This is a genomic window from Rhizobium sp. WSM1328 (genome assembly GCF_057653715.1).
Window position 1 is genome coordinate 1,385,774 of record NZ_CM172788.1, and the last position, 24,630, is coordinate 1,410,403.

At 61.2% G+C, this 24,630-nt stretch carries 20 protein-coding genes and 3 tRNA genes; 15 read left to right on the forward strand and 8 right to left on the reverse strand.

The window, feature by feature from the left end:
• Window positions 1-263 precede the first annotated feature (263 nt).
• A complete protein-coding gene (locus AC2444_RS07025) occupies window positions 264-3,125 on the reverse strand; it encodes an Rne/Rng family ribonuclease (RefSeq protein WP_012756994.1) in 2,862 nt (953 codons plus the stop codon).
• Between the two features lie 624 nt (window positions 3,126-3,749).
• Here AC2444_RS07025 and AC2444_RS07030 point away from each other — a divergent pair.
• From AC2444_RS07030 to dhaL (AC2444_RS07080), 11 genes are all read left to right on the forward strand, one after another.
• Window positions 3,750-5,006, forward strand: coding sequence for an N-acetylmuramoyl-L-alanine amidase (locus AC2444_RS07030; protein WP_017993635.1), 1,257 nt, complete (start codon window positions 3,750-3,752; stop codon window positions 5,004-5,006).
• A 360-nt stretch (window positions 5,007-5,366) separates the two neighbouring features.
• The gene (locus AC2444_RS07035; RefSeq protein ID WP_041935501.1) at window positions 5,367-7,826 is read left to right on the forward strand and encodes a penicillin-binding protein 1A; all 2,460 of its coding nucleotides are present in this window, start codon (window positions 5,367-5,369) and stop codon (window positions 7,824-7,826) included.
• A 103-nt stretch (window positions 7,827-7,929) separates the two neighbouring features.
• A protein-coding gene (gene prfB, locus AC2444_RS07040; protein ID WP_012756997.1) for a peptide chain release factor 2 occupies window positions 7,930-9,061 on the forward strand; the annotation gives its coding sequence in 2 pieces (ribosomal slippage) (window positions 7,930-7,998 and window positions 8,000-9,061; 1,131 coding nt in all).
• Between the two features lie 319 nt (window positions 9,062-9,380).
• On the forward strand, window positions 9,381-10,859 hold the full coding sequence (locus AC2444_RS07045) for a sugar ABC transporter ATP-binding protein (RefSeq protein WP_012756998.1): 1,479 nt from the start codon (window positions 9,381-9,383) through the stop codon (window positions 10,857-10,859).
• 43 nt (window positions 10,860-10,902) lie between these two features.
• The gene (locus tag AC2444_RS07050; RefSeq protein ID WP_011651405.1) at window positions 10,903-11,907 is read left to right on the forward strand and encodes an ABC transporter permease; all 1,005 of its coding nucleotides are present in this window, start codon (window positions 10,903-10,905) and stop codon (window positions 11,905-11,907) included.
• An 88-nt stretch (window positions 11,908-11,995) separates the two neighbouring features.
• Window positions 11,996-12,982, forward strand: a complete 987-nt coding sequence (locus tag AC2444_RS07055) for a substrate-binding domain-containing protein (RefSeq protein WP_012756999.1) — start codon at window positions 11,996-11,998, stop codon at window positions 12,980-12,982.
• A gap of 58 nt (window positions 12,983-13,040) precedes the next feature.
• The gene (locus AC2444_RS07060; protein WP_012757000.1) at window positions 13,041-13,811 is read left to right on the forward strand and encodes an SDR family oxidoreductase; all 771 of its coding nucleotides are present in this window, start codon (window positions 13,041-13,043) and stop codon (window positions 13,809-13,811) included.
• 22 nt (window positions 13,812-13,833) lie between these two features.
• A complete protein-coding gene (locus AC2444_RS07065) occupies window positions 13,834-14,829 on the forward strand; it encodes a dihydroxyacetone kinase subunit DhaK (RefSeq protein ID WP_012757001.1) in 996 nt (331 codons plus the stop codon).
• Window positions 14,830-14,844: 15 nt separating this feature from the next.
• On the forward strand, window positions 14,845-15,495 hold the full coding sequence (gene dhaL, locus AC2444_RS07070; RefSeq protein ID WP_012757002.1) for a dihydroxyacetone kinase subunit DhaL: 651 nt from the start codon (window positions 14,845-14,847) through the stop codon (window positions 15,493-15,495).
• A 156-nt stretch (window positions 15,496-15,651) separates the two neighbouring features.
• A complete protein-coding gene (locus AC2444_RS07075) occupies window positions 15,652-17,754 on the forward strand; it encodes a bifunctional sugar-binding transcriptional regulator/dihydroxyacetone kinase subunit DhaK (protein WP_012757003.1) in 2,103 nt (700 codons plus the stop codon).
• A gap of 61 nt (window positions 17,755-17,815) precedes the next feature.
• Window positions 17,816-18,481 carry a dihydroxyacetone kinase subunit DhaL gene (dhaL, locus tag AC2444_RS07080; RefSeq protein ID WP_012757004.1) on the forward strand — a complete coding sequence of 222 codons (666 nt, stop codon included), beginning with the start codon at window positions 17,816-17,818 and terminating at the stop codon, window positions 18,479-18,481.
• Between the two features lie 59 nt (window positions 18,482-18,540).
• Here dhaL (AC2444_RS07080) and AC2444_RS07085 read toward each other — a convergent pair whose 3' ends face one another.
• The 3 genes from AC2444_RS07085 to AC2444_RS07095 are packed head-to-tail and all read right to left on the reverse strand — an operon-like array spanning window position 18,541 to window position 20,897.
• Entirely contained in the window at window positions 18,541-19,569 is a 1,029-nt protein-coding gene (locus tag AC2444_RS07085) for an alpha/beta hydrolase family protein (RefSeq protein ID WP_012757005.1), read from the reverse strand.
• 34 nt (window positions 19,570-19,603) lie between these two features.
• On the reverse strand, window positions 19,604-20,119 hold the full coding sequence (locus AC2444_RS07090) for a hypothetical protein (protein WP_012757006.1): 516 nt from the start codon (window positions 20,117-20,119) through the stop codon (window positions 19,604-19,606).
• A 4-nt stretch (window positions 20,120-20,123) separates the two neighbouring features.
• The gene (locus AC2444_RS07095; RefSeq protein WP_012757007.1) at window positions 20,124-20,897 is read right to left on the reverse strand and encodes an NAD kinase; all 774 of its coding nucleotides are present in this window, start codon (window positions 20,895-20,897) and stop codon (window positions 20,124-20,126) included.
• Between the two features lie 158 nt (window positions 20,898-21,055).
• Here AC2444_RS07095 and AC2444_RS07100 point away from each other — a divergent pair.
• Together AC2444_RS07100 and AC2444_RS07105 are read left to right on the forward strand one after the other, a co-directional pair.
• Window positions 21,056-21,131, forward strand: a tRNA-Thr gene (locus AC2444_RS07100).
• A gap of 232 nt (window positions 21,132-21,363) precedes the next feature.
• Window positions 21,364-21,783 carry a hypothetical protein gene (locus tag AC2444_RS07105; protein WP_171815679.1) on the forward strand — a complete coding sequence of 140 codons (420 nt, stop codon included), beginning with the start codon at window positions 21,364-21,366 and terminating at the stop codon, window positions 21,781-21,783.
• A 29-nt stretch (window positions 21,784-21,812) separates the two neighbouring features.
• On the opposite strand, the gene AC2444_RS07110 is transcribed toward AC2444_RS07105, so the two are convergent.
• The 4 genes from AC2444_RS07110 to rlmB all read right to left on the reverse strand — a co-directional run bounded on the left by AC2444_RS07110 (window position 21,813) and on the right by rlmB (window position 23,975).
• Window positions 21,813-21,950 (reverse strand): hypothetical protein, encoded by a 138-nt coding sequence (locus AC2444_RS07110; RefSeq protein ID WP_012757009.1) that lies wholly within the window; start codon window positions 21,948-21,950, stop codon window positions 21,813-21,815.
• Window positions 21,951-22,014: 64 nt separating this feature from the next.
• Complete coding sequence (locus AC2444_RS07115; protein ID WP_003558513.1) at window positions 22,015-22,173, reverse strand: hypothetical protein; 159 nt, start codon at window positions 22,171-22,173, stop codon at window positions 22,015-22,017.
• Window positions 22,174-22,298: 125 nt separating this feature from the next.
• Entirely contained in the window at window positions 22,299-22,991 is a 693-nt protein-coding gene (locus AC2444_RS07120) for an AprI/Inh family metalloprotease inhibitor (RefSeq protein WP_012757010.1), read from the reverse strand.
• 93 nt (window positions 22,992-23,084) lie between these two features.
• Complete coding sequence (gene rlmB, locus AC2444_RS07125; RefSeq protein WP_128450253.1) at window positions 23,085-23,975, reverse strand: 23S rRNA (guanosine(2251)-2'-O)-methyltransferase RlmB; 891 nt, start codon at window positions 23,973-23,975, stop codon at window positions 23,085-23,087.
• A 202-nt stretch (window positions 23,976-24,177) separates the two neighbouring features.
• Between rlmB and AC2444_RS07130 the strand changes: the two genes are divergently transcribed.
• Window positions 24,178-24,262 (forward strand) — tRNA-Tyr (locus AC2444_RS07130).
• Window positions 24,263-24,287: 25 nt separating this feature from the next.
• Window positions 24,288-24,361 (forward strand) — tRNA-Gly (locus AC2444_RS07135).
• Window positions 24,362-24,630: the final 269 nt, after the last annotated feature.

The following is a 24,630-nucleotide window of genomic DNA, read 5'->3' on the forward strand; positions in this document are numbered from 1 at the left end:
TTTCCGGCGGTGCCTCTCAACGAGGCTTCGCAAAGCCTGGTCGACGGTGGCCTTTTTGTCCCGTGGTGGTCATTGTTGCGTCGAGCAAGGCATCATCGATACCGATATTCGTCCGCATGATTGCGCCCCATGAGTATGATTATCATAGAGATACACATCCACGTCACGGCAGTTCAAGCTCGGCGACGATGTCATCGCCATAAACGAAAATCCGGCCGCGTCGCCGCGGCCGGATTTCAGTGTTTACGTCCAAAAATCAGCGTTCAGAAGAAGCCACGGCGCTGCCACCAGCCGGCTTTCTTCGGCTTGCCGTCATCGCCTTCGACATTCTCGACGCGGGTGGATTTCACCGTCGGCTCGGAGGAGGAGATGTTGGATTCGCGGTTGGCGCGAACCGGCTTTGCCTCTTCCTGAACCGATGTTTCGAGATCGGCGGAGGCTTCTACCAGTTCGGGTTCGGCCTCGACCGCAGGGGCCGTCTCTGCAACCGGTTCCTCAACCGGCGCTGCGGCCGGTTTGCGGCGGCCGCGGGCACGGGCGGGCTTCACCTCTTCGGTTATGACAGGCGCGCTCTCGACGGCTGCCATCGCGGCCTGGCCTTCGTCGGCCTGTTCGGCAATCGCCTCGACCGCTACGGCTTCGCTCGGAGCGCCGTCGTTCGAAACGTCGTCGCCTTCGTCCTCGTCGCCGCCATTGTCTTCACCGGCTTCGCCAGCCGTCAGTTCCGAACCATCCTCGGCGCGATTGCGACGGCCGCCCCGCTTGCCGCGACGGCGCCGCTTGCGGCGCTGCGATTCCTCGCTTTCGGCACGTGTCTCGGGCGTGGCTTCGGTGTTTTCATCACCTTCGCCACCCTCGTCGTCGCCGTCCTCATCCTCGTCGCCGGCTTCGCCTGTCGCTGATAGCGGCTGTTCGGCATTGCCGTTGCGGCCGCGGCGGCGCCTGCGGCGCTTGCGCTTGCGATTGCCGTCGGCTTCGCTTTCCGCGCGGGCCGCGACGGGCCGCTCGGAAACGGCCGGCTTTTCCTCGAGTTCCTCGTCTTCCTCCTCATCCACTTCGATGACGATGTCGTCGTCGTCATCCTCGGGAATGGCTGCGAAGTTGAAGAGGGTTTCAATCTTGACCGGGTTTTCCACCGGCTCGCCGCGATCGATCGCGAAATGTTGCGCGCCGACCGAGCCGTCCGCATCGATGATGATCGCAACGCCGAAGCGGCTCTCATAATCGATGATCGTCTGGCGCTTGTGGTTGAGCAGGTAGAGCGCGATGTCAGGCGTGGTGCGCACGGTGATGTTGTGCGTGGTGTTCTTGAGCAGATATTCCTCGATGCCGCGCAGGACATGCAGGGCGACGGAGGACTGCGAACGCACATGGCCGCTGCCGCCGCAATGCGAGCAGACCTGCGTCGTCGATTCGAGAACCGAAGCGCGGATGCGCTGGCGCGACATTTCGAGCAGGCCGAAATGCGAGATCCGGCCGACCTGGATGCGGGCACGGTCGTTCTTCAGGCATTCCTTCAGCTTCTTCTCGACGGCGCGGTTGTTGCGCTTCTCTTCCATGTCGATGAAGTCGATGACGATCAGGCCGGCAAGGTCGCGAAGGCGAAGCTGGCGGGCGACTTCGTCTGCAGCCTCCAGATTCGTCTGCAGCGCGGTGTCTTCGATCGAATGTTCGCGGGTCGAGCGGCCGGAGTTGACGTCGATCGAAACCAGCGCTTCGGTCTGGTTCATGATCAGATAGCCGCCGGACTTCAGCGTCACCTGCGGCTGCAGCATGCGGTCGAGCTGAGCCTCGATGCCGGAACGCGAAAAGATCGGATGGATGTCGCGATAGGGCTGAACCACCTTGGCATGGCTCGGCATCAGCATTTTCATGAAGTCTTTCGCTTCACGATAGCCTTCTTCGCCGGAAACGATGACTTCGCTGATATCCTTGTTGTAGAGGTCGCGGATCGAACGCTTGATCAGCGAGCCTTCCTCGTAGACGAGGCAGGGAGCGGTGGACGCCAGCGTCAGCGTGCGCACGTTCTCCCAAAGGCGCATCAGATATTCGAAGTCGCGCTTGACCTCCACCTTGGTGCGGTTGGCACCGGCGGTGCGAAGGATGACGCCCATGCCCTGCGGCACCTCGAGCAGGCGCGCGATTTCCTTCAGGCGCTTGCGGTCGGCAGGATTGGTGATCTTGCGGGAAATGCCGCCGCCGCGCGCCGTGTTCGGCATCAAAACCGAATAGCGGCCGGCGAGCGAGAGATAGGTGGTAAGGGCTGCACCCTTGTTGCCGCGCTCTTCCTTGGCGACCTGCACGAGCAGGATCTGGCGGCGCTTGATGACTTCCTGGATGCGGTACTGCTTGCGCGGCTTGCGCTGCACGCGGTCCGGCACTTCTTCCATCGCGTCTTCGGCGCCGACGGATTCGATGACTTCTTCTTCACCGTGATCGTCATCATCGTCGTCGTCATCGTGGCGACGCTTGCTGGTATCGACGTCCTCGGAGATCGAGTCGGTTTCCACCATCGCGGCCATCGCGCCGCCGGTCGAACCGTCATCCTCATTGTCGACGCTCGACGCGCCTTCGGCTTCGACGTCTGTGGGAACAGCGTCCTCGGTCGCGGTCGTTTCGGCAACCGGTTCGGCTGCCTTCTTGCGGCTGCGACGCGGCCTTGCCTTCTTGGCCGGCGCTTCCTCGGCGGCCTCGGGCGATGCTGCGGCCTCTACCGCTGCGGTCTCTTCCGTTACGGCAGCCGCTTCCGGCGCGATGCCGACATCCGGCTGATCCTGCTTGGAAAGATCGACCATCGGCGCGGTTTCGACATGCTCGACGTCTTCGTCGCGGCGATGCTCCTCGGCTTCGGCCCGAAGCAGCGCCTGACGGTCGGCAAGCGGTATCTGATAATAGTCGGGATGGATTTCGGCGAAGGCCAGGAAACCGTGCCGGTTGCCGCCGTAATCGACGAAGGCGGCTTGCAGCGAGGGTTCGACCCTCGTCACCTTTGCAAGATAGATGTTGCCGCGGATCTGCTTCTTGTGCTGGGACTCGAAGTCAAATTCTTCTATGCGGTTCCCGCGAACGACAACGACGCGCGTCTCTTCCTCGTGAGACGCATCGATAAGCATTTTGTCTGCCATGTAAGCTGTGCTCCTCGGCGTGGCCGCGAGAGCGCATTCCCGACTGCTGTTGAGACAGAAAGAATGCGGTCCACTGTAGCCGCGCCGGATAATGAAAGTCGCGCCTGATGCGAGGGGGAGGGCAGCAGCCAGACCGCAGCCGGAACCATTTCGGTCCGGGGCCTGTACACTTCAGATAAAACCTGCTGCGAAACCATCAACAACCAAGCGTGATCGACAAATACGAAGACCCGTTCGGGTCCGATGAGTTTGCTCCCTGAGAGCGTGGTGGCTGATCCACCAATGAATTCCGACAATAAGCCGGAAAATCAGGATCCAGTTCTAGGGATTAAGCGCATGAGACGGCGGACGATGACCGGTGTGGCGCCAGGTCCTGATCTGGCTGGCAGCCTTCGCGGCGACTCTATCCCGTCAACACTTTACCCTGAAATTCGTTGTATGTTTTCTGTGTCACAATAGCAAGGGAAAAGCCAAATGTGCCATAATATTGATGGATTTCGCAACGCATAGAAGCTGGGGATAAAGTGATCGCGATTCGGCAGGCTGCAGCGGGTGTTTCGTCACAGGGACGTTGGCCGCAGCCGCGTCGGGTCCATCGCAATACAGATAGGGTGTGGCGGTTTATTGTTTAAGAGGGCTCGGATCGCGGCGAAATCCGCAGCGCGGCGATCGACATTCGCAAGGCGGGTTCTGGCGGCGCTTCTGGTCGTTAGTCTGCTGCCGGCAGCTGCCAGCTCCGTCGAGGCCAAGGATCCGCTGCTTGCCTATGGCGCGCGCATCGTCGGCGACGACGCAAGGACCCGCATCGTCATCGATTTCGATCGCGAGCCGCGTTTCTCCGTCCACTATATCGCCAATCCGGAACGCATCGTCGTCGACTTGCCGGCGACCGCTTTCGGTTTTGCGGCGAAGGATCTTGCCGCCCGCGGCCTGTTCAAGGATATCCGCTACGGCAAGATGGACGAAGAGAGCGCCCGCATCGTGCTGACGACGACAGGGCCGGTGAAGCTGGCGCTTGCCAAGGTGCAGGCCGATGAGACGGGCAACGGCCATCGCCTCGTGCTCGATGCAGAGATGATCGACAAGAAGGCCTTTGCCGAACTGGTGAAGACGCAATCCTGGAGCGACCGGACTGAGGCGGCTCAGACGACGAGCGCCATTCCGGCACCGCAAAAGGCTGCGCCCGGCGATTTCGTCATCGCCGTCGACGCCGGCCATGGCGGCATCGACACCGGCGCGATCGGCGTCGACACCAAGACCGAGGAAAAGCAGGTGACGCTTGCCTTCGCGAAGGCCTTGACCGACCGGCTGAACAAGGAACCGGGCATCAAGGCTTTCCTGACGCGCGAAGATGACGAGTTCCTGTCGCTTTCGCAGCGTGTGCTGATCGCACGCCAGAATCATGCCGGCCTCTTCATTTCGCTGCATGCCGACACGCTGAAGCAGAAGGATATCCGCGGCGCGACCGTCTACACGATCTCCGACAAGGCATCCGACAAGCTCGCCGCCGACCTTGCTGAACGTGAAAACCTCTCCGACCAGATCGCCGGCAAGGAGACGGTCGCCGAGCCGCCGGAAGTTGCCGACATCCTGCTCGATCTGACGCGGCGCGAGACGCAGGCCTTCTCGATCTCGCTGGCCGAGAGTGTGCTGAATTCTTTCAAGGATCAGGTCGGCACCATCAACAATCCGCACCGTCATGCCGGCTTCCGCGTGCTGCAGGCGCCTGACGTGCCGTCGATCCTTCTCGAGATCGGCTTCCTCTCGAATGCCGAGGACGAGAAACTGCTGCTCGACGAGGCCTGGCGCGGCAAGATCGCCGGTCTCTTGACCGACGCAGTCAAGCGATACCGCGCCGCCGTCATGGCGAATGGCGGCTGACGGCCGCCGCCTAAAGATCTGTAGCGGTTGCAGTACGGCGACATGCATGAAAACAAAGATTTAAGTGCGCCGCATGAATCAAATTCTGAGCAAGATACCTCAGATTGACGGCGGCGCCGGGCGTTGCTTGGATGTGACAGTTCTAATGAAACGCGGCCGCAGCCGTGAATGCGGCGCAGACAGCCCTATTTTGCTCACATTCACGCCGTTACTCCGGCTTATGTTTCGCAGCCTGAGGCGCGGAATTCGGCTTGTGGCGGTAGCGCTCATAGAGTAAGCCGCGCAACGTGCAAATTGCCTTGATCTGTGCAATCGTTGCGGCTGCGCCGATTGAAGATCGAAGAGACCGGTAGCTGAAATATGGTTAGACTTCTTGGATATTTCTTCGGAATGGCCTGCGTCCTGTTTCTGGTCGCGGCGGCGGGTATTGCCATCTATCTCGCCAATGTCGCGAAGGATCTCCCGGACTATGCCGTTCTGAACAGCTATGCGCCGCCGGTGACCACCCGCGTGCACGCCGGCAACGGCGCTCTGATGGCCGAATACGCCAAGGAAAAGCGTCTCTTCCTGCCGATCCAGGCTATTCCCGACCGCGTGAAGGCCGCTTTCCTGTCGGCCGAAGACAAGAATTTCTACAATCACCCGGGCGTTGATCTCACCGGTCTCGGCCGCGCAATCCTCGTCAACCTGCAGAATTTCGGTTCCGGCCGCCGCCCGGTCGGTGCCTCGACAATCACCCAGCAGGTGGCCAAGAATTTCCTTTTGAGCTCGGACCAGACGATCGACCGCAAGATCAAGGAAGCGATCCTCTCCTTCCGTATCGAGCAGGCCTACAGCAAAGACAAGATCCTCGAACTCTACCTGAACGAGATCTTTTTCGGCCTGAATTCCTATGGCATCGCCGGCGCAGCACTCACCTATTTCAATAAATCCGTCACCGAACTGACCGTCGCCGAAGCCGCCTATCTGGCATCGCTGCCGAAGGGTCCTGCCAATTACCATCCGTTCCGCCATCCGGAAGCTGCGCTCGAGCGTCGGAACTGGGTGATCGACCGGATGGTCGAGAACGGCTATGTCAGCCAGCCTGACGGCGAGGAAGCCAAGAAGCAGCCGCTCGGCGTCACCGCCCGCACCACCGGCCCCTCGCTCTTTGCTTCGGATTTTTTCGCCGAAGCCGTGCGCCGCCAACTGATCGACCAGTACGGCGAAAAGGTCCTTTATGAGGGCGGCCTTTCGGTGCGCACGTCGCTCGATCCGCAGATGCAGCTCGCTGCCCGCAAGGCGCTGCAGGACGGTCTGGTCACTTACGACGAGCGCCGCGGTTTCCACGGCCCGATCAAGCAGATCGATGCGAGCGGTGATTGGGGCAAAGCGCTTGCCGATGTTCCCGCACTGTCCGATGTGCCGGAATGGCGGCTTGCCGTGGTACTCGCCGTATCCGACTCGAACGTCGACATCGGCCTACAGCCGGGCAAGGATGGAAGCGGCAAGGTTGAGGCCGATCGCCAGCGCGGCACGATCGACGCCAAGAACATGCAGTGGGCCTTCCGTTCGGCCGACGGCGCCCGCAAGACCACGAAATCGCCGGTCGGCGCCGTGTCCCCCGGTGACGTTGTCTATGTCGCAAAGCTCGGTGACAACGCGTCGACCTCCTATCGCCTGCAGCAGCCGCCGAAGGTGCAAGGTGGTCTGGTCGCCATGGATCCGAAGACCGGCCGCGTGCTCGCCATGGTCGGTGGCTTCTCCTACGCCCAGTCCGAGTTCAACCGCGCCACCCAGGCGATGCGTCAGCCGGGCTCCTCGTTCAAGCCTTTCGTCTACGCGGCGGCGATGGACAATGGTTATACGCCGGCTTCGGTCATCATGGACGCGCCGATCGAGATCGTCTCGGGCGGCCAGGTCTGGAGGCCGGAAAACTACGGCGGCGAATCCGGCGGCCCGTCGACGCTGCGTTCGGGCATCGAGCATTCGCGCAATCTGATGACGGTGCGCCTCGCCAACGATCTCGGCATGAACATCGTCGCCGAATATGCCGAGCGCTTCGGCATCTATGATCACATGCTGCCGGTTCTCTCCATGTCGCTCGGCGCCGGCGACACGACGGTGCTGCGCATGGTCTCGGCCTATTCGGTCATCGCCAATGGCGGCAAGCAGATCAAGCCGACATTGATCGACCGCATCCAGGACCGCTACGGCAAGACGATCTTCAAGCATGAGGAGCGTCTCTGCGAGGGCTGCAACGCCGGCGACTGGCAGAACCAGGAAGAGCCGAATATCGTCGACAATCGCGAAACCGTTCTCGACCCGATGACCGCCTACCAGATCACCTCGATGATGCAGGGCGTCATCCAGCGCGGCACCGCTGCCGGCAAGATCGATCTCGGCGGTCGCGACGTCGCCGGAAAGACCGGCACCACCAATGACGAGAAGGATGCCTGGTTCGTCGGCTTCACGCCGGATCTGGTCGCAGGCCTCTATATGGGCTTCGATACGCCGGCCCCGCTCGGCCGCGGCGGCACCGGTGGCGTCTTGTCCGCCCCGATCTTCAACGAATTCATGCAGGCTGCCGTCAAGGACACGCCGGAATCGAAGTTCGTCATTCCATCAGGCATGAACCTGATTTCGATCGACCGCAAGACCGGCATGGCGGCCGGCGAAGGCGATCCGAACACCATCATCGAGGCCTTCAAGCCCGGCACCGGCCCGGCCGACAGCTTCTCCGTGATCGGCATGGACAGCACCATGGCGCCGGAGGAAATCCTGAAGACTTCGCCGCAGGCGAACCAGGCCGTCCAGACCGGCACGCCCGGCCTGTTCTGACCGAGGGCCTGAATTTTATACGCCCGCTGCGGCCCTTTACATCCGCGGCGGGCGTCTCTATGTCACCAGCACCTGAAGAAGACCGAGACAGAGAAGCAGGAAAATGCGAGCGGAAATCGAAAACGTGGTCGATGAAACCAAGCAGGCTATCACCCTGCTGAGGAGGCATCTTTGACTGGGACCAAGCGATAAGACGGCTGGACTGGTTGAACAACAAGGCAGAGGATCCGAACCTCTGGAACGACGCTTCCGAAGCGCAGAAGCTGATGCGCGAACGCCAGCAGCTCGATGACGGCATCAACGGCGTCAAGCAGCTCGAACAGCAGCTGAACGACAATATCGAGCTGATCGAGCTTGGTGAGGAAGAGGGCGACCAGAGCGTCGTCAAGGAAGCCGAAGACACGCTGAAGGCCTTGAAGGCCGAGGCCGCGCGCCGCCAGGTGGAAGCCATGCTCTCCGGCGAAGCCGATGGCAACGACACCTATCTCGAAGTCCATTCCGGCGCCGGCGGCACCGAAAGCCAGGACTGGGCGAACATGCTTTTGCGCATGTACACCCGCTGGGCCGAACGCCAGCGCTTCAAGGTCGAGCTTCTCGAAGTCCATGATGGCGAAGAGGCGGGCATCAAGTCCGCGACACTGCTCGTCAAGGGTCATAATGCCTATGGCTGGCTGAAGACGGAATCGGGCGTACACCGGCTGGTGCGCATCTCGCCCTACGACAGCAATGCGCGCCGCCACACCTCCTTCTCGTCGATCTGGGTCTATCCGGTTGTCGACGACTCGATCCAGATCGAGATCAACGAAAGCGACTGCCGCATCGATACCTATCGTTCGTCGGGCGCCGGCGGCCAGCACGTCAACACCACCGACTCGGCCGTGCGCATCACGCATATCCCGACGGGCATCGTCGTGCAGTGCCAGCAGGAGCGCTCGCAGCACAAGAACCGCGCCAAGGCCTGGGACATGCTGCGTGCCCGCATGTATGAAGCCGAATTGAAGAAGCGTGAGGACGCCGCCAGTGCCGAAGCCGCTTCCAAGACGGAGATCGGCTGGGGCCACCAGATCCGCTCCTACGTGTTGCAGCCCTATCAGATGGTCAAGGACCTGCGCACCGGCGTCGCCAGCAGCGCGCCGGACGACGTTCTCGACGGCGACCTGAACGAGTTCATGGAAGCAGCACTTGCCCATCGCATCAGCGGCGCCGCCGATGCGGTCGTCGAGGATGTCGACTGATCGGATTGACGATAGATTGAAGCAACAAAGCCCCGGAGACGGGGCTTTTTTGTTTTGGAAGGCTGGCAAGTCCGGCGCGCTTCAGCGGCTCGATCGTCGAGGCGATCATAGCTCTGGTTCGGCGTAAGAACTTATCGTTTCACCTCGAGACGATGGCGGAAGGTCCGCTGAGCCGCCCTCGCATTTATATGTTCGACACTGACTTGACATTTGTCGAGTCGATGTCGAATAATGTCATTGTCGATATCGGGGCTGGAGATCACCGATGTCGATCGGCTCCCGCCAATCGGTTGCCGGTGCATGTGTGGAGGAGAAAAGGGTGGAGCTTTTGCTGGATGTGGAAGGGCTGAAGAAGTCCTTTGGTGGTGTCGCGGCATTGCGCGACGGCCGCTTCGAACTTCGCGCCGGCTCGGTCCACGCACTTTGCGGCGGCAACGGCGCAGGCAAGTCGACCTTTCTCAAGATCCTCATGGGTATCCATAATCGCGATGCTGGCTCGATCCGCCGTCGTGGCAAGGACGTAGACTTTGCCAGCCCCGCCGACGCGCTCGCCTCCGGCATTGCCATCATCGAGCAGGAGTTGAGCCCGGTTCCGCACATGACGGTAGCGGAAAACATCTATCTCGGCCGCGAGCCCTCGACACGTTTCGGCGGTATCGATTTCCGGACGATGAACCGCTCCGCCCAAGGGCTTCTCGACGATCTCGAATTCGATATCCGCGCCACCCAGTACATGATGAACCTCTCCGTTGCGCAGATGCAGCTCGTCGAGATCGCCAAGGCGCTAAGCCACGATGCCGAGGTCATCTTCATGGACGAGCCAACCTCGGCAATCGGTGAGAAAGAGGCTCAGCAGCTCTTCGCGGCCATCCGGCGCCTGAAGGGGCAGGGACGCGGCATCGTCTATGTCTCGCACCGGCTTTCGGAAATCTTCCAGATCGCCGATTCCTATACCGTGTTTCGCGACGGTGCCTATGTCGGCAGCGGAGACCTCAAGCAGATCAGCCGTCCTGATCTCATCCGGATGATCGTTGGCCGGGAACTGGCCGAGGAATATGTCAAGACCAATACGCCGACATCCGAAACCGGCCTCGAGGTTACGGCGCTGAGTTGCCCGAACAAGATCGAGGACATTTCCTTCTCCGCCCGCAAGGGCGAGATCTTCGGCATCTACGGGCTGATGGGCTCGGGCCGAACCGAGATCTTCAATTGCCTTTTTGGCCTCGAAAAATCCTCCGACGGCAGGATCGTCGTCGATGGTGCCCGCATCTCCGTGTCGAAGCCGGCGGATGCGATGGCAAATGGCCTGGCGCTGGTGACGGAGGATCGCAAGCTGACGGGCCTCAATCTCTCCGACTCCGTTCGCGCCAACATCTGTATGGCAAGCTTACCGGAGATGAGCCCTTCCTTTGCCATGAGCCGCCGTCGCGAGGCCGAGGCCAGTCGTCGGATCCAGGCGCAATTTCAGATCAAGGCCGCCCGTGACACCATGCCGGTCTCGGGCCTGTCAGGCGGCAATCAGCAGAAAGTGGTGCTCGGAAAATGGTTCCTGCGCAATCCGAAGGTGCTGCTCCTCGATGAGCCGACACGTGGCGTCGATGTCGGCGCCAAGCGCGAAATCTACCGCATCATCTGTGATTTTGCCGCGGCCGGCGGAACGGTCGTGATGATCTCATCGGAAATCGACGAAGTTCTGGGCATGTCGGACCGTATCATGGTGATGCGCGCCGGTAGGAGCGCGGGAATTTACAGCCGGGAGGAAACGGATGCCCAATCACTCGTCCACCTATCGACCTGATCAGGATCAGGTCATCCTTACGGCGCCAGAGGAGCGAGCAAGAGTGTCAGAGAGCGATGATAGCAATGCCGGCGGCTGGTTCAGTTCGGATCGGCGGCGGCTGTTGATACAGGAATACGGTATCTTTCTCGCTTTTCTGCTTCTCGTGGTGGTCCTTTCGTTCTCGAACGAGTTCTTCCTGACCGGCGGCAATATTTCCAATGTGCTCCTGCAGACTTCGATCAACGGCGTGCTTGCCATCGGCATGACCTTCGTGATCCTGACGCGCGGCATCGATCTTTCGGTCGGCTCCGTCGTGGCGCTTGCCGGCATTGTCAGCGCCAGCTTCTCGACGACCTCCGCTACGGCGGCGATCGCCGGTGCGCCCTATCCGGTGGCCATCGGACTTGCGGTCGGCATCCTGGTTGGCGTTGCCTGCGGCGCGATTTCAGGGGCGATCGTCTCGCGATTTTCCGTTCCGGCCTTCGTCGCCACTCTTGGCATGCTTTCGGCCGCGCGCGGCTTGACGCTGATCTATGGCGGCGGTCGCCCCGTTCCCGCGCTGACGCCGGCCTTCCGGTGGATCGGCACCGGCGACGTCTTCGGCATTCCGGCCCCCGTCATCATTCTCGCCGTCGTTTTCGCGGCTTCGTGGTGGATACTCAGCCGGACGCGCTTCGGCCGCTACATCTATGCCGTCGGAGGCAATCCGCATGCGGCAAAGACCTCCGGTATCGACATCGGCCGCATTCGTTTCACTGTCTATGTCATTTCCGGCGGTCTTGCCGGTCTTGCCGGCATGCTGCTCAGCGCCCGGACGGGATCGGCCCTGCCGCAGGCGGGCATTGCCTATGAGCTGGACGCGATTGCGGCGGTCGTCATCGGCGGCACTAGTCTGTCGGGTGGTGTCGGCCGGGTGACGGGCACGCTGATCGGTGCGCTCATCATCGGCGTCATGAACAACGGCCTCGATCTGATGGGGATCCAATCCTACTACCAGCAGGTCCTGAAAGGTGCCCTGATCGTCGGCGCTGTGATGCTCGACCAGAAGCGAACTTACGGGGCCTGAGCCCCATCGGAAACCGTGCCGGCCCTTGCCGGCCTGTTGCAGAGGCGAGCCATGTCGGCCGCTAAAACTTAAAGTGGAGGAGATTGAGATGAGAAAGCTTATGATTGCGCTCGCTTCGGCGACTGCTTTGCTGGCCTCGTCGGCCGTGGCCCAGGAAAAGATCAAGATCGGGGCAGCCCCTTACGGCCTCAATGCGGAGTTCATGCAGATCTGGGCGGCGGCGATGCAGGAGCACCCGGCCGTCAAGAGCGGGGAGGTCGAGCTGACTGTTTTCGACGGTCGCTATGACGCGTTGGTTCAGCAGGATCAGTTCAAGACGATGGTCACGCAGAAATACAATGCGATCATCTTTGCACCGATCGACGTCGATGCAGGCGCAGCAGCCGTACAGTCGGCGGTGGATGCCGGCATTCCGGTGATCGGTTCGAACACCCGCGTCAATTCCGACCTGCTGACCTCCTATGTCGGTTCCGACGATACCATCTCGGGCTACATGGAAGCCAAGACCGTCCTCGACAAGCTCGGCTGCAAGGGCAATGTCGTCATCCTCGAAGGCCCGGTCGGTCAGTCCGCACAGATCTCGCGCCTGGAAGGCAATAAGAAGGCGCTCGCCGAATGCCCTGACGTGAAGGTCCTCGAAGACCAGACGGCGAACTGGTCACGTGCCGAAGCGCAGACGCTGATGGAAAACTGGCTGACCGCGCATCCGAAACAGATCAACGGCGTGATCGGCCAGAACGACGAGATGGCGCTCGGCGCCATCGAGGCGATCAAGGCTGCGGGGCTCGACGAGAAGAGCTTTGCGATCGCGGGCATCGACGGCATCACCGACGCTCTTCGCGCCGTCAAGGCCGGCGAGATGACGTCGATCCTGCAGGACGCACGTGCACAGGCTCAGGGCGCTCTCGACCTGGCCATCTTCCACGCCAAGAAGGGCGACTACAAGCCGCAGTCCGATATCTGGGCGACCTACAAGGATATGCCGTGGAACGACGGCAAGGACAAGAACTACAATGTGCCGTGGACGCCGGTGACGGCCGACAATGTCGACAAGCTGCTCGCAACACGTAAATAATCCATTGTGTGGGGCGGGTGCGCCCGCCCCATTTCTCAGACAAGCCGGGAAAAGATCCATGACCGATTCAAAACAGATTGATCTGAATTTTTCGCTGGGCGGCAAGGTCGCCCTGGTAACGGGCGGCGCCTCCGGCATCGGCGATGCCATCGCATCGGCATTTGCCGCCAAGGGCGCGGTCGTCGGCGTGATCGACATCAATGAAACGGTCGCGAAATCCAAGGCCGACGCCCTCGGAAATGGCGCGAAATCCTTCGTCTGCGACGTTTCCAACCCGCAATCGGTGGAAGCCGTCATCGCTGCGGCGCAGGCGGCCTTTGCCCATATCGATATCGTCGTCAACAGCGCCGGTGTCGCCATGCTCGCCCCCGCCGAGGATCTCACCCTGGAGGCCTGGGACAGAACCATAGACATCAATCTCAAGGGAACGTTCCTCGTCTGTCAGGCTGTAGGCCGGGTCATGCTCAAGGCGGGCAGCGGCGGCAGGATCATCAATATCGCCTCGCAGGCCGGCACGGTCGCCATCGATCAGCACGTGGCCTATTGCGCCTCCAAATTCGGCGTCATTGGCCTTTCCAAGACGCTCGCCGCCGAGTGGGGGAAATACGGCATAACCGTCAATACGATTTCGCCGACGGTGGTTCTAACCGAGCTTGGAAGAAAGGCCTGGGATAACCCGCGCGGAGAGGAGCTGAAGAAGCGCATCCCGACGGGACGCTTCGCCTATCCCGAGGAGATCGCTGCGGCGGCGGTGTTTCTGGCATCGAGCGGCGCCGAGATGATCAACGGCGCGGATCTTCTGATCGATGGCGGCTATACCATTGTCTGACACGCGGAAAACAGGAGGAACCATGCAGCGGTTTATCAACAATCCGGACGAGGTCGTCGAGGATACGGTCAAGGGCTTCGTCAAGGCGCATGCCGATATGGTCAGGCTCGGCAACGGCAATCCGCGCGTCATCGTTGCGCGCCATGCGCCCGTCGCGGGCAAGGTCGGCGTCATCACCGGCGGTGGTTCCGGCCATGAGCCCGCCTTTATCGGCTATACCGGACGCAACATGCTGGATGCCGTCGCGGTGGGTGAGCTGTTTTCGTCGCCGACGGCCAAGAGTTTTCTCGATGCCGCGCGCGAGGCCAATGGCGGCAACGGCGTCGTCTGCCTCTACGGCAATTATGCCGGTGACAACATGAACGTGAAGATGGCGATCAAGCTTGCCGCCAAGGAGGGCATCACGATCGCGACCGTCGTCGCCAATGACGATGTATGTTCGGCCGGACCGGACGAGCGCGAGAAGCGACGTGGCGTCGCCGGCGAGATATTCATGTGGAAATGCGCAGGCGCCAAAGCGGAGCAGGGGGCGAGCCTCGAGGAAGTGCAGGCGACAGCGCAAAGGGCGATCGACAATTGCCGCTCCATCGGCATCGGCCTCGGTCCCTGCACGCTGCCCGCCGTTGGGCATCCCAACTTCCAGATTGCGCCGGGCACGATGGAAGTCGGCATTGGCCATCACGGCGAGCCGGGGGTCCGGGTCGAGCCGTTGAAGCCTGCCGCCGAGGTCGCACGCGAAATGGCCAGGATCGTTCTGGACGATCACGGCCTGGCATCGGGAACCGAAGTGGCCGTCATCGTCTCCGGCCTCGGCGCGACGCCCTTGAACGAGCTTTATATCCTTCACGACACGATCGAAACCGAGATTACCGGGCGCGGACTGAAAATCTACAAGACCTATATCGGTAATTACTTCACCTCGTTGGAAATGGTCGGTGCGACGCTGACCGTCATGGCGCTTGACGACGAGTTGAAGACGCTACTCGACGTCGATGTCCACTGCCCGGCAATGCCTTGATGGGAGACCAAGCGAATGCAGCAATTTGACAACGCTTCCTCAGGCGACATCGTTTTCTCGCTCGCGGATCGGATCATCGAGAATCGCGCTTATCTCAGCGAGATTGACGGCAAGATCGGCGATGGCGATCATGGGGTTAACATGGCCAAGGGATTTGGCATGGCAGCCGAACGGATCAAGGGCGCAGACATGTCGCTCGCCGAAGCTCTCGACACGCTCGGCACGGTGCTGATGACGGAAATCGGCGGGTCCATGGGGCCGCTCTACGGCGTCATGTTCATTCAGTTCGCTGAAACGATCGAAAAGGCTGCGCAGATCGATGCGGGGATGTTCAGCGCAATGCTGCACAATGGTCTTGAAGGTATTCAGGCGATCGGGTCCGCAAAAGTGGGCGACAAGACCCTTCTCGATGCGCTCGTGCCCGCCATAGAGGCGTTCGATCTGGCCAATAGCGACGGAAAGTCGTTTGCGGAATCGCTGAATGTTCTCGTCGCAGCGGCGGAGGCCGGCCGGGACAGCACCCGCGATCTGGTGGCAAGGATCGGCCGGGCAAGCAGGCTCGGCGAACGTTCGCTTGGCGTTCTGGATGCTGGCGCCACTTCCTGCGCGCTGATCCTCCAGTCGCTCGCGCTTGGCGTAGAGGCAAGGCTTCGGCCATCCGCATAAAAACAGCGGGTTTTGGTGAGAGCCCCGTGATCCTCCCGAGTATCACCTTTCCGGCTGCGTTGGCGGCCGGAAATCATTGTGCGGAGAATGTTGAAAACCGGAGCCTTTGCGCTCATCTTCGCGGGCGATTTGAACATCGCAGGGAAACCAGGAAGCATGACCGTCAAGACATCATCAGCGCGGAAGAACGGTAGCGTGCGAAACAGCGCTGACGATGCGTCGGAACCCATCCCGCTGCGGTTTGGCGATGATCCCTATGTCTGGGCCTGCTGGCTCTATTATGAGGACGGCATGACGCAGGGCGACATTGCCGATACCATGGGAATTTCGCGGGCAACGGTGAACAGCTATCTCGCCGATGCGCGCGCCCGCGGAATCGTCAATATCTCCATCGAGCCGGCGCGCCTGAGTTCGCTGACGATTGCTCAGGAGTTGAAACGGCATTTCGGTCTGCAGGACTGTCTCGTCGTTCCGAGCGACGACAATACCCGCCCGCTCATCGACCGTCTCGGGCGCGCAGGCGCTCAAGCGCTGCAGAGGCTTGTGAAATCCGGTGATACGCTGGCCGTCGTCTGGGGCCGCACGGTCATGGCGGTCGGTGAGCAGACCTCGATAAGTGGCCTGCAGGACGTCACCGTGGTCCAGGCAACCGGCGGAACCAGTGCGACATTCGCCTATACACCCGAACTTTGCGCAGCCGCCTTTGCCGATGCCGTGGACGCGCGGCTGATCAATATCGCAGCTCCGGCAATCGTATCCGCTCCCGATGTCCGCAATATCCTGTTGCGCGAGCCATTGATCGAAAGTCAGTTCGAGGCGCTTTCACACGCCAACAAGGTGATTTTCGGTATCGCCTCCATGCGCCCCAATTCGACCATCCATACCAGCGGATTCTTCGAATCGGTATCGTTGCAGCAATATCTGGCAAAGGATGCCGCAGGCATCGTCGCCGGACGTTTCATCGACGGGCAGGGCCGCCCGGTCGCGGGGCCGCTTGACGACCGCACGATCGGAATATCACTCGACATGCTGAAGAAGATCGGTCTGCGTATCGCTGTCGCCGGCGGTTTCGACAAGGTGCCGGCAATCCTCGCAGCCCTTCGCGGCGGCTATGTCAACGTGCTGATCACCGACGCCGCGACGGGTCGCGGCATCCTGCATGCGGACGGTGTGACGGAGGTCGACCAGAAGCTTTTACAGCGCCCGAGGGTCGAAATTGGCACGCCGCCGTCAGCGACCGGTTTTCGCACTCACATCAAGAAATTTCTGAACAACCCCGACGAGGTCGTCGAGGAAATGCTCTATGGCGCAGTGAAGGCGCACGCTGCCTATCTCGCGCCGGTCGACAGTTCTCGCCGTGCGCTCGTTGCCCGGACGGGACCGCGCGCCGGCAAGGTCGGTCTTGTGATCGGCGGCGGCACGGGACACGAGCCTGCGTTCTTCGGCTATGTCGGGAAGGGGCTTGCCGATGCCGTTGCTGTCGGCAATATCTTCTCGTCTCCGCCTCCCGGCCCGATCCTTCAATGCACCAGGGCGGCGTCCGGCGGAGAGGGTGTGCTTTTCGTCTACGGCAACTATGCCGGCGACGTCATGAATTTCGAGATGGCAGCCGAGATGGCGGCGGAGGAAAACATCGCGGTCCGCACGGTCGTGACGACGGACGACATCGCCTCATCGCCGCTGGAAGACAGGGAGGGCCGGCGCGGCGTCGCCGGCAATTTCTTCATCTTCAAGGTCGCCGGAGCGGCCTGCGACCGCGGGCTGTCGCTTGCCGCCTGCGAAACGGCGACGCGCAAGGCCAACGCACGGACATTTACGATGGGCGTTGCATTGGAACCGTGCTCGCTTCCCCAGACCCGTCGCCACAACTTTGAAATTGGCCCCGACGACATCGAGATCGGCATGGGCATCCATGGTGAACCCGGCGTCATTCGCGAAAAGATGATGACCGCCGATGAAATCACCGATCGGGTGATGGATCGCATATTCGCGGAAATGAAGCCGGCATCGGGCGACCGCGTCGCAGTATTGGTCAATTCCTTCGGCGCAACGCCGCTGATGGAGCTCTATATTCTCTTCCGACGTGTCGAGCAGCGGCTGAGTGCGAAAGGCATCGCGATAGAGGCGAATTGGGTGGGACACTATTGCACCTCGCTCGACATGGTCGGTGCATCCATATCGATCTTGCACCTCGATCAGGAATTGACGGAGTTGTTGCATCATCCTTGCGATACCGCGTTCCTGCGGGTCGCGAACTGAAGGTATAAGCGATGCGCCCGGCTGACACGGGCCGCATCCTGCTCGAACTGGGAGGATCATGATGTCGGAAAGCGCGGCGCGCCACCTTAGCAGGATGTTTCATCGCATCTCCGTTGCGATCACGGCGGAGAAGGACCGTCTCTCGGATCTGGACGGGGCTATCGGCGACGCCGATCATGGAATCACCATGGTGCTCGGCTTCACGGCGGTGAACGGGGAACTCGCAAAACTCGACCTCGATCACATGCTTCCATCAGAGGTGTTCACGTCGGCGGCGACAGCCTTTCTGAATGCCGTCGGTGCATCCACGGGACCGCTTTACGCCACGGCATTTCGCAGGGCTGCCCAGGTCCTGAAAGAGGACCAACACCTTTCAACCGCCGATCAGGCGGCGATCGTCGAGGCGATGACGGCCGGCATCAGGGAGCGTGGAAAGGGCCAGCGCGGCGACAAGACGATGCTCGATGCCTGGATCCCCGCGACCGAAGCCGCCGTCACTGCGCGGGCGCGGGCGGCCGGAAGCCTCGAAATGTGGACCAGCATATTGGAGGCGGCCGAAACCGGTGCGAATTCGACCCGTTCCATGGTTGCAACTCGGGGAAGAGCGGCCCGGCTCGGCGAGAGGTCGCTCGGACATATCGATCCAGGCGCGGCCTCGGCAGTCATCATCCTTCGCGCGATGAAGGAAACCTTCGCCGGTGACACTGTGAAAGAGCAGGATCGGTGACAGCATTTGCATGCAGGGTCATCTGCGCGGAGCAAATGCGTCTTACCGCCGGGGGCTCCTCAATTCGTCGTCTTTTCCGCGATGATGCCGCTGTCTTGAAACAGCGCTGCCGACAGATCGGCAATCTCTTCATGAACGGCTGCGCGCTCGATGCCCGGGGGATCGGTAAAGAGTTCTGCCGCAAAGGCAAGGCCGAGCGCCGTGCCCTCTGGCACGAAGACATAATGCCCAAGGCCGCCGCCGAAGATTTTAAGGACGCTGCGCCGCAGCCGCGCATGTAGCCACGACGAACATTCTTCGGCCGGTGCTGCCTTGTCGGCATCACCGACCAGGATAAGGGCGGGCGCATCGACAGCGTTCAGGCTTTCCTCGCTGAAACCGAGAACGGACCGACCCGGCGCGCAGATGAGGGCGGCCCTGATTCTGTCATCTCGGTAGGACTTCGACATCCGGGACCACGAATCGCGAAACACATCGCTGGTGCGCAGCAATGCCGGGATATGATCGGCAAGGTCGGGAAATTCTCTCGGTCCGCGCGCGCCACCCGGCTTCATCCTCGATGGTTCGAACTGCGAGAACTGGGCGATAGCGCCAAGCAGCAGCATCACGCCATAGGCTCCGGCCGAAAATCCGGCTGCGAAGACACTGTTCGTATCGATATGGCCTGAGAGATCGCTGAGCCACGCATCCCGGTGGTCGAGCATGTAGCTGAGATCAGGCGCCCGCTCCCAGAGGCAGGCAAAGCCTTCAGCGCGATAGGGCTCGATGCCGGTATTGCCGTGATGGCTGACGCCGAGCGCGGCAAATCCGCGATCGACCAGGCGTCGCGCCAGCCACTCCAGCCCGGCCGCGGATCCGCCGGTGCCATGCGACAACAGGACAAGGGGATAGGGCCTGGCCTCCGGCCGGATGGGTGCATCGCGGGCGACGGCCGCTTTCTGGAACCAGCTTCTTTCCGGTATATCCCTTTTCCGCGCGTCATCGGCGGCGGGGTACCAGAGGGACCAACTGATGGGTCTGGGTCCGGCGGCGTCCCAGTCCGACCTCTTCTCGTCGTAGAGGACGCCGTCGCGAAAGCCCAGTTTCATCTCTTGGATGCCCCCCTGAACAATTCCCAGCCGTTCAATTCGTCGCCTTCTCAACGGTGATGTCGCCGAATTCGTCGATCAGCACGGTCCAGCCATCCGGCTCCGCGGCGGGGTCGGTCTTCAGATAGACCGTGGCGAAGAGCCCCGGCTGCTTGATGATGCCGTTGGAATTCTCGGGGCGGATATCGGTCACGTAAGGCTTCAGGTCGCTGAACTCCTGCAACTCGATGGTCGAGGCGATCGCCGGGCCGGCCTCGGTCTGGGCAATCTGCTGCAGATAGACCTTCGAGGTTCTGTCCGGCTGGCGCACGGCAAAGAGCTTGTAGTAGCCGTGGCGCTGCGTCCCTTCTCCTTCGGAGCCGGCAACGCTCTCGGCGCCCGTCGGTGCCCGCTCGACATCAGGTGCGTTGCCGTCGTCCTCCCAATAGCCGGTGCTGGTCGCGAAAATCACCGATGCCGGCAGGAGGGCATCCTGCGCCGGCGCGGCCTGCGCTGTGATGCTCCATCCCGCAAGCAGGAGGCTGGTCATCAATATCCGTCGCATTGCCATCGTCTCAATCCTTGAACTGCTCGGCGAGAATACGGTCGGACCAGGAGCGGTCGGGATCAGAAAGAATGCGCGCCGTCACATGCTCCGACTGGGCGATGCGGATATGCAGCACCGACTTGACCTCGGTATTGTCGGCCACCGCATTCACCGGCCGCTTCTCCGGCTCGAGAATGTCGATATCGACGGTCACCTTGTTCGGCAGCAGAGCACCTCTCCAGCGCCGCGGCCTGAAAGCGCTGACCGGCGTCATGGCGAGCAGCGGCGCCTCGAGCGGCAGGATCGGGCCATGGGCGGAAAGATTATAAGCCGTCGATCCGGCAGGTGTCGCCACCATCAGCCCGTCGCAGATCAGTTCTTCCAGACGCACGCGCCCGTCCACCATAACCCTCAGATTCGCGGCTTGATAGGACTGGCGAAAAAGATAGACCTCGTTGATGGCGAGCGCCGTCGAGTTGGCGCCGTCGGCGTTGGCCGTCGTCATCTGCAATGGCCGGAAGACGTTTTCGACGGCGACGCAGATTCGTTCCTGAAGCCGGTCTGTACGATAGTCGTTCATCAGGAAGCCGACCGAGCCGCGATTCATGCCGTAAACCAGCTTGCCGGAGTTCATGGTGTTGTGCAGCGTCTGCAGCATGAAACCGTCGCCACCGAGCGCGACGATGACGTCGGCTTCGTCAGCCGGTACGTCACCATAGAGGCCAATCAACTCCTCACGCGCGGCAAGCGCCTCCGTCGTCGGTGAGGCGAGAAAGGAAAGCGTCTGAAATGAACGGCCCATGCAATGCCCTTTATGATGCTACCCTAGCTAAAGGATAAAGCCCTTGTGCGACAAGGGCGTTTTCTATCGCCAAGCGTTTTGAGCTGCAGCCGACCAGTCGACGCAGACACGGATTTCCCCTTTACAGAATCATAGAATCTGCTAGTTGGGCAATTATTGCCCTTGTAGCTCAGTTGGTAGAGCACCTGATTTGTAATCAGGGGGTCCCGGGTTCGAACCCTGGCGGGGGCACCAGCCTACGCTCCGTGAGCTTCGGCTCGGCGAGCCGAAGAGAGCAGCTAAGCGGAGGCTGTCGCGTCGTAGTTCCGTCAGGAACGAAGGCGGACTGGTTCCAGAATGCTCTGGTTGGCTGCACCATCTTTCCCCTACGATACCGCCTTCTAAACCGTAGCCTGGGTTCGACGTTGCTTCGATCGATCGCACCAGCAGACTTTTCAGACAGCACGTATCGTTTGATGAACCGCGTGTGAAGGGCTGCTTCACCGCCAATTCAGCCGCGTCCGCTTATCTTCGCCTCATCATCAACGAGGAAACAGCCATGAAGCTCGCACATCTCTTTCTCGCCGCAACCATTTCCGTCGGTGCGGCTTTCGCGTCCGTGGCACCGGCCGCCGCCATGCCGGCCGAGCGGCCGACGGTGTCGACGCAGGGCGATATCGTTCAAATACGTGATGGCTGGCGAGGTGATCGCGACCGTGATGACCGTGGCTGGCGAGGCGATCGCGACCGTGACGATCGTGGCTGGCGCGATGGGCGCGATTGGCGCCGGTCCGACTGGCGCGATGATCGCCGTCACTGGCGGCGGTGGCGTGCCGAGCGTTGGCAGGAGCGCCGCGAGTGGCGCGATCGCGATCGTGGTATGCCGTTCTGGCTCTACCGCAGCTGACGATAAAGGCCCGGTCATCCGGGCCTTACTCATTGAGTGACGGGTTCGTTGACGCTCGCCTCGATCCTGTCGCCATTGCCGGTCTGTCCAGCGCCGGAGGGCGACATCATCGCGATGCTGAGTACGGAGGCGACCATGAAGGCGACGACGGCGATCATTATGCGCATAAGCGTTCAATCCTCGTTCGATTACGGGATTAACGCATGATCGCCGTCCGCGTTCCTGCCAGTATTATTGTACCTGTCCCGGCGTCGCGGGGCCGGGCGCCGTCGGCGACAGGGGATCGGGCTGGTGGATGGGGTGCGATGTGTCCACCCAGATGATGCTGATGATAATCACGACGAAGACCGCGATGAAGAGGATACCGAAAATCAGCGGTCGAATGGCCATGATAGGGATCGTTCCTTCTTGCTTCTGAGCTGGTCGCTACAACCGGACATCGCCCGATCATAGTGCCCCGGGGCGTCATTCCAAGGCAAAAGTGGATTTTTCCGTCATCGGAGCCTGGCTGCGGGTTAGCGGCGGACGAGCGAAAGCGGCTTACCACCTTCCTCCTTCGACTTATCGAAATTGCCGTCGGCGCGCATGTCGAAGCCAAGCGACGAACCGTCACGGCCCATCAGCGTCAGCCCGAAACCCTCGATATGCCAGACTGCGAGCTTCAGTCTGGCGACATTGGCAGCGCAATCTTCGGAAAGTGACAGCAGCGCGTTGCCGTCCGCATCGACATCGCCGTTGAGCGTCACGCCGTAGAGCCTTTCGCCGTCCGGTCTTTGCATCGTCCATGTCCCGGCAAGGCTGCTGACGGTCGGCAGGCGATCGACGGCGTCAGGGGCCGCGATCAGCAACAGCGCCGCACCATCCTCCGTCTTCATCGGCGAACCTTCGTTCTCGACGAAGCGAGCGAGCACCTTGCGCGTCGCATCGATCAGGATGACGCCGCCATTGCCGTCGAAATTCCAGGAATAGGCTTCGGCAAGTGCCGGCAGCGGCTTGATGCAGGAGTCCTGACCGGAGAGCGAATAGCCGCCGATCGCTTCGCCGGTTTCCAGCGTCAGCCGGCATCCGGCTCTTCCGTCTTCCGCGGCAACGAGATATGTCCCGGCCTGCGCTTTGAGAATATCGGGATCGATATCCTGCCCGTATGCGAAACCGCAGACGAGGAGTGCTGCCGCCGAAGCCGCGAGCCTAGGGATGAAACGGATCATGACAATTCCCCTTTGTCGCGACGACAGCGCTGCGCGTCTTTTCAGACGCGCATAGGACTCTGTAGCACTTTGAATGACTGCCTGCGGGCCAGCCTATGCCTTCAGGTGGAGCCGCGCCGCATAAAGCGCGATTGCCGCTGCGTTCGAGACGTTGAGCGATTTGATCGCGCCCGGCATGTCGAGACGGGCAAGTGCGTTGACGGTTTCCCGCGTCTTCTGCCGAAGTCCCTTGCCCTCGGAGCCGAGCACCAGCGCCACCTTCTCGCCCGAGAAGGTGCCTTCGAGTGGCGCCGGCCCTTCCGAATCGAGACCGATGGTGGAGAAACCGAGCTTGTGCAATTCACCGAGCGCATCGGCGAGATTGGTCACCTGTATATAAGGTATCAGTTCCAGCGCGCCGGAGGCGGACTTGGCGAGCACGCCCGATTCGGTCGGGCTATGTCTCTGGGTGGTGATGACCGCACCAGCATTGAAGGCGACGGCCGAGCGCATGATCGCGCCGACATTGTGCGGATCGGTCACCTGATCGAGGACGAGCAGGAGAGGGCTTTCCTTCAGCGCTTCGAGCCGGCGGACCGGAAGCGGCCGTGTTTCCAGCATGACGCCCTGATGGATCGCCTCGGGGCCGAGCACCTTGTCGATCTCCTGCGGCGAGACGATCTCGAAGGGCATGCCGAGCGCTTCGACGTCGACTTCGAGGCGCGCCAGTGCGTTCTGCGTTACGAACAGCTTGATCTTCTTGCGCTCGGGATTGTCGAGCGCTGCACGCACCGTATGCAGGCCATAGAGATGCACCTGGTCGGGCGCAAGCGCCGGCGGCTTCCAGTCGTCACCGCCGCGCTTTCGCTTGTGCGGTTGAGGCGTCGGAATCTCCCCGCGTTCGCGCTTGGCGTCACGGTGGGCGCGCCGCAGAGTGGCGTAATGCGTATCCTTGGCGGATGGGTCTGTCGCGGTCTTGCCGCCGGATTTGTTGTCTTTGCTCATGCAGCTTTATAGCCATGGCGCTCGCTGCCGCATAGGCTTTCTTTCATATGCCGGCTTTCGGCGGCGAATGAAATTTTTCGTGTTTTTTCCGTTGTCATCGTGTTGACAGACTGAAATGCTCCGGTCATATACGCGGCGCAGACGACGGGCGGCAACGCTTCGAAGTCTGACGAACTTGGTCTTGCGATCCGGACGAAAAACTGGAGAGATGCCCGAGTGGTTAAAGGGGACGGACTGTAAATCCGTTGGCTCAGCCTACGTTGGTTCAAATCCAACTCTCTCCACCATTCGTCATCGGATCGGACCACCCGCGCGGGTATAGCTCAATGGTAGAGCAGCAGCCTTCCAAGCTGAATACGCGGGTTCGATTCCCGCTACCCGCTCCAGTTTCCGCTACTCGACTTCATACGACCGCTGCCGCGGTAGTCCCGAGATGTCTCCGGCGCTGGCGGAGAAGCTGACGGTTGTGGCTGTCGGCGGGAAGGGAAGGGCGCTCGACGCCGAACGTCTATGGCGCGTCTCAGGCGGTCGATGCGATTTTCTCTAAGATTTCAGCGATTTTCGAGGGGGCTTTGGCGAATCGCCTTGCAGGCTGCGAATTGTCTCCCATATGCGCTGTCAGGCCAAGAATGGCGTCTGCAATTAAGTCTTGCGC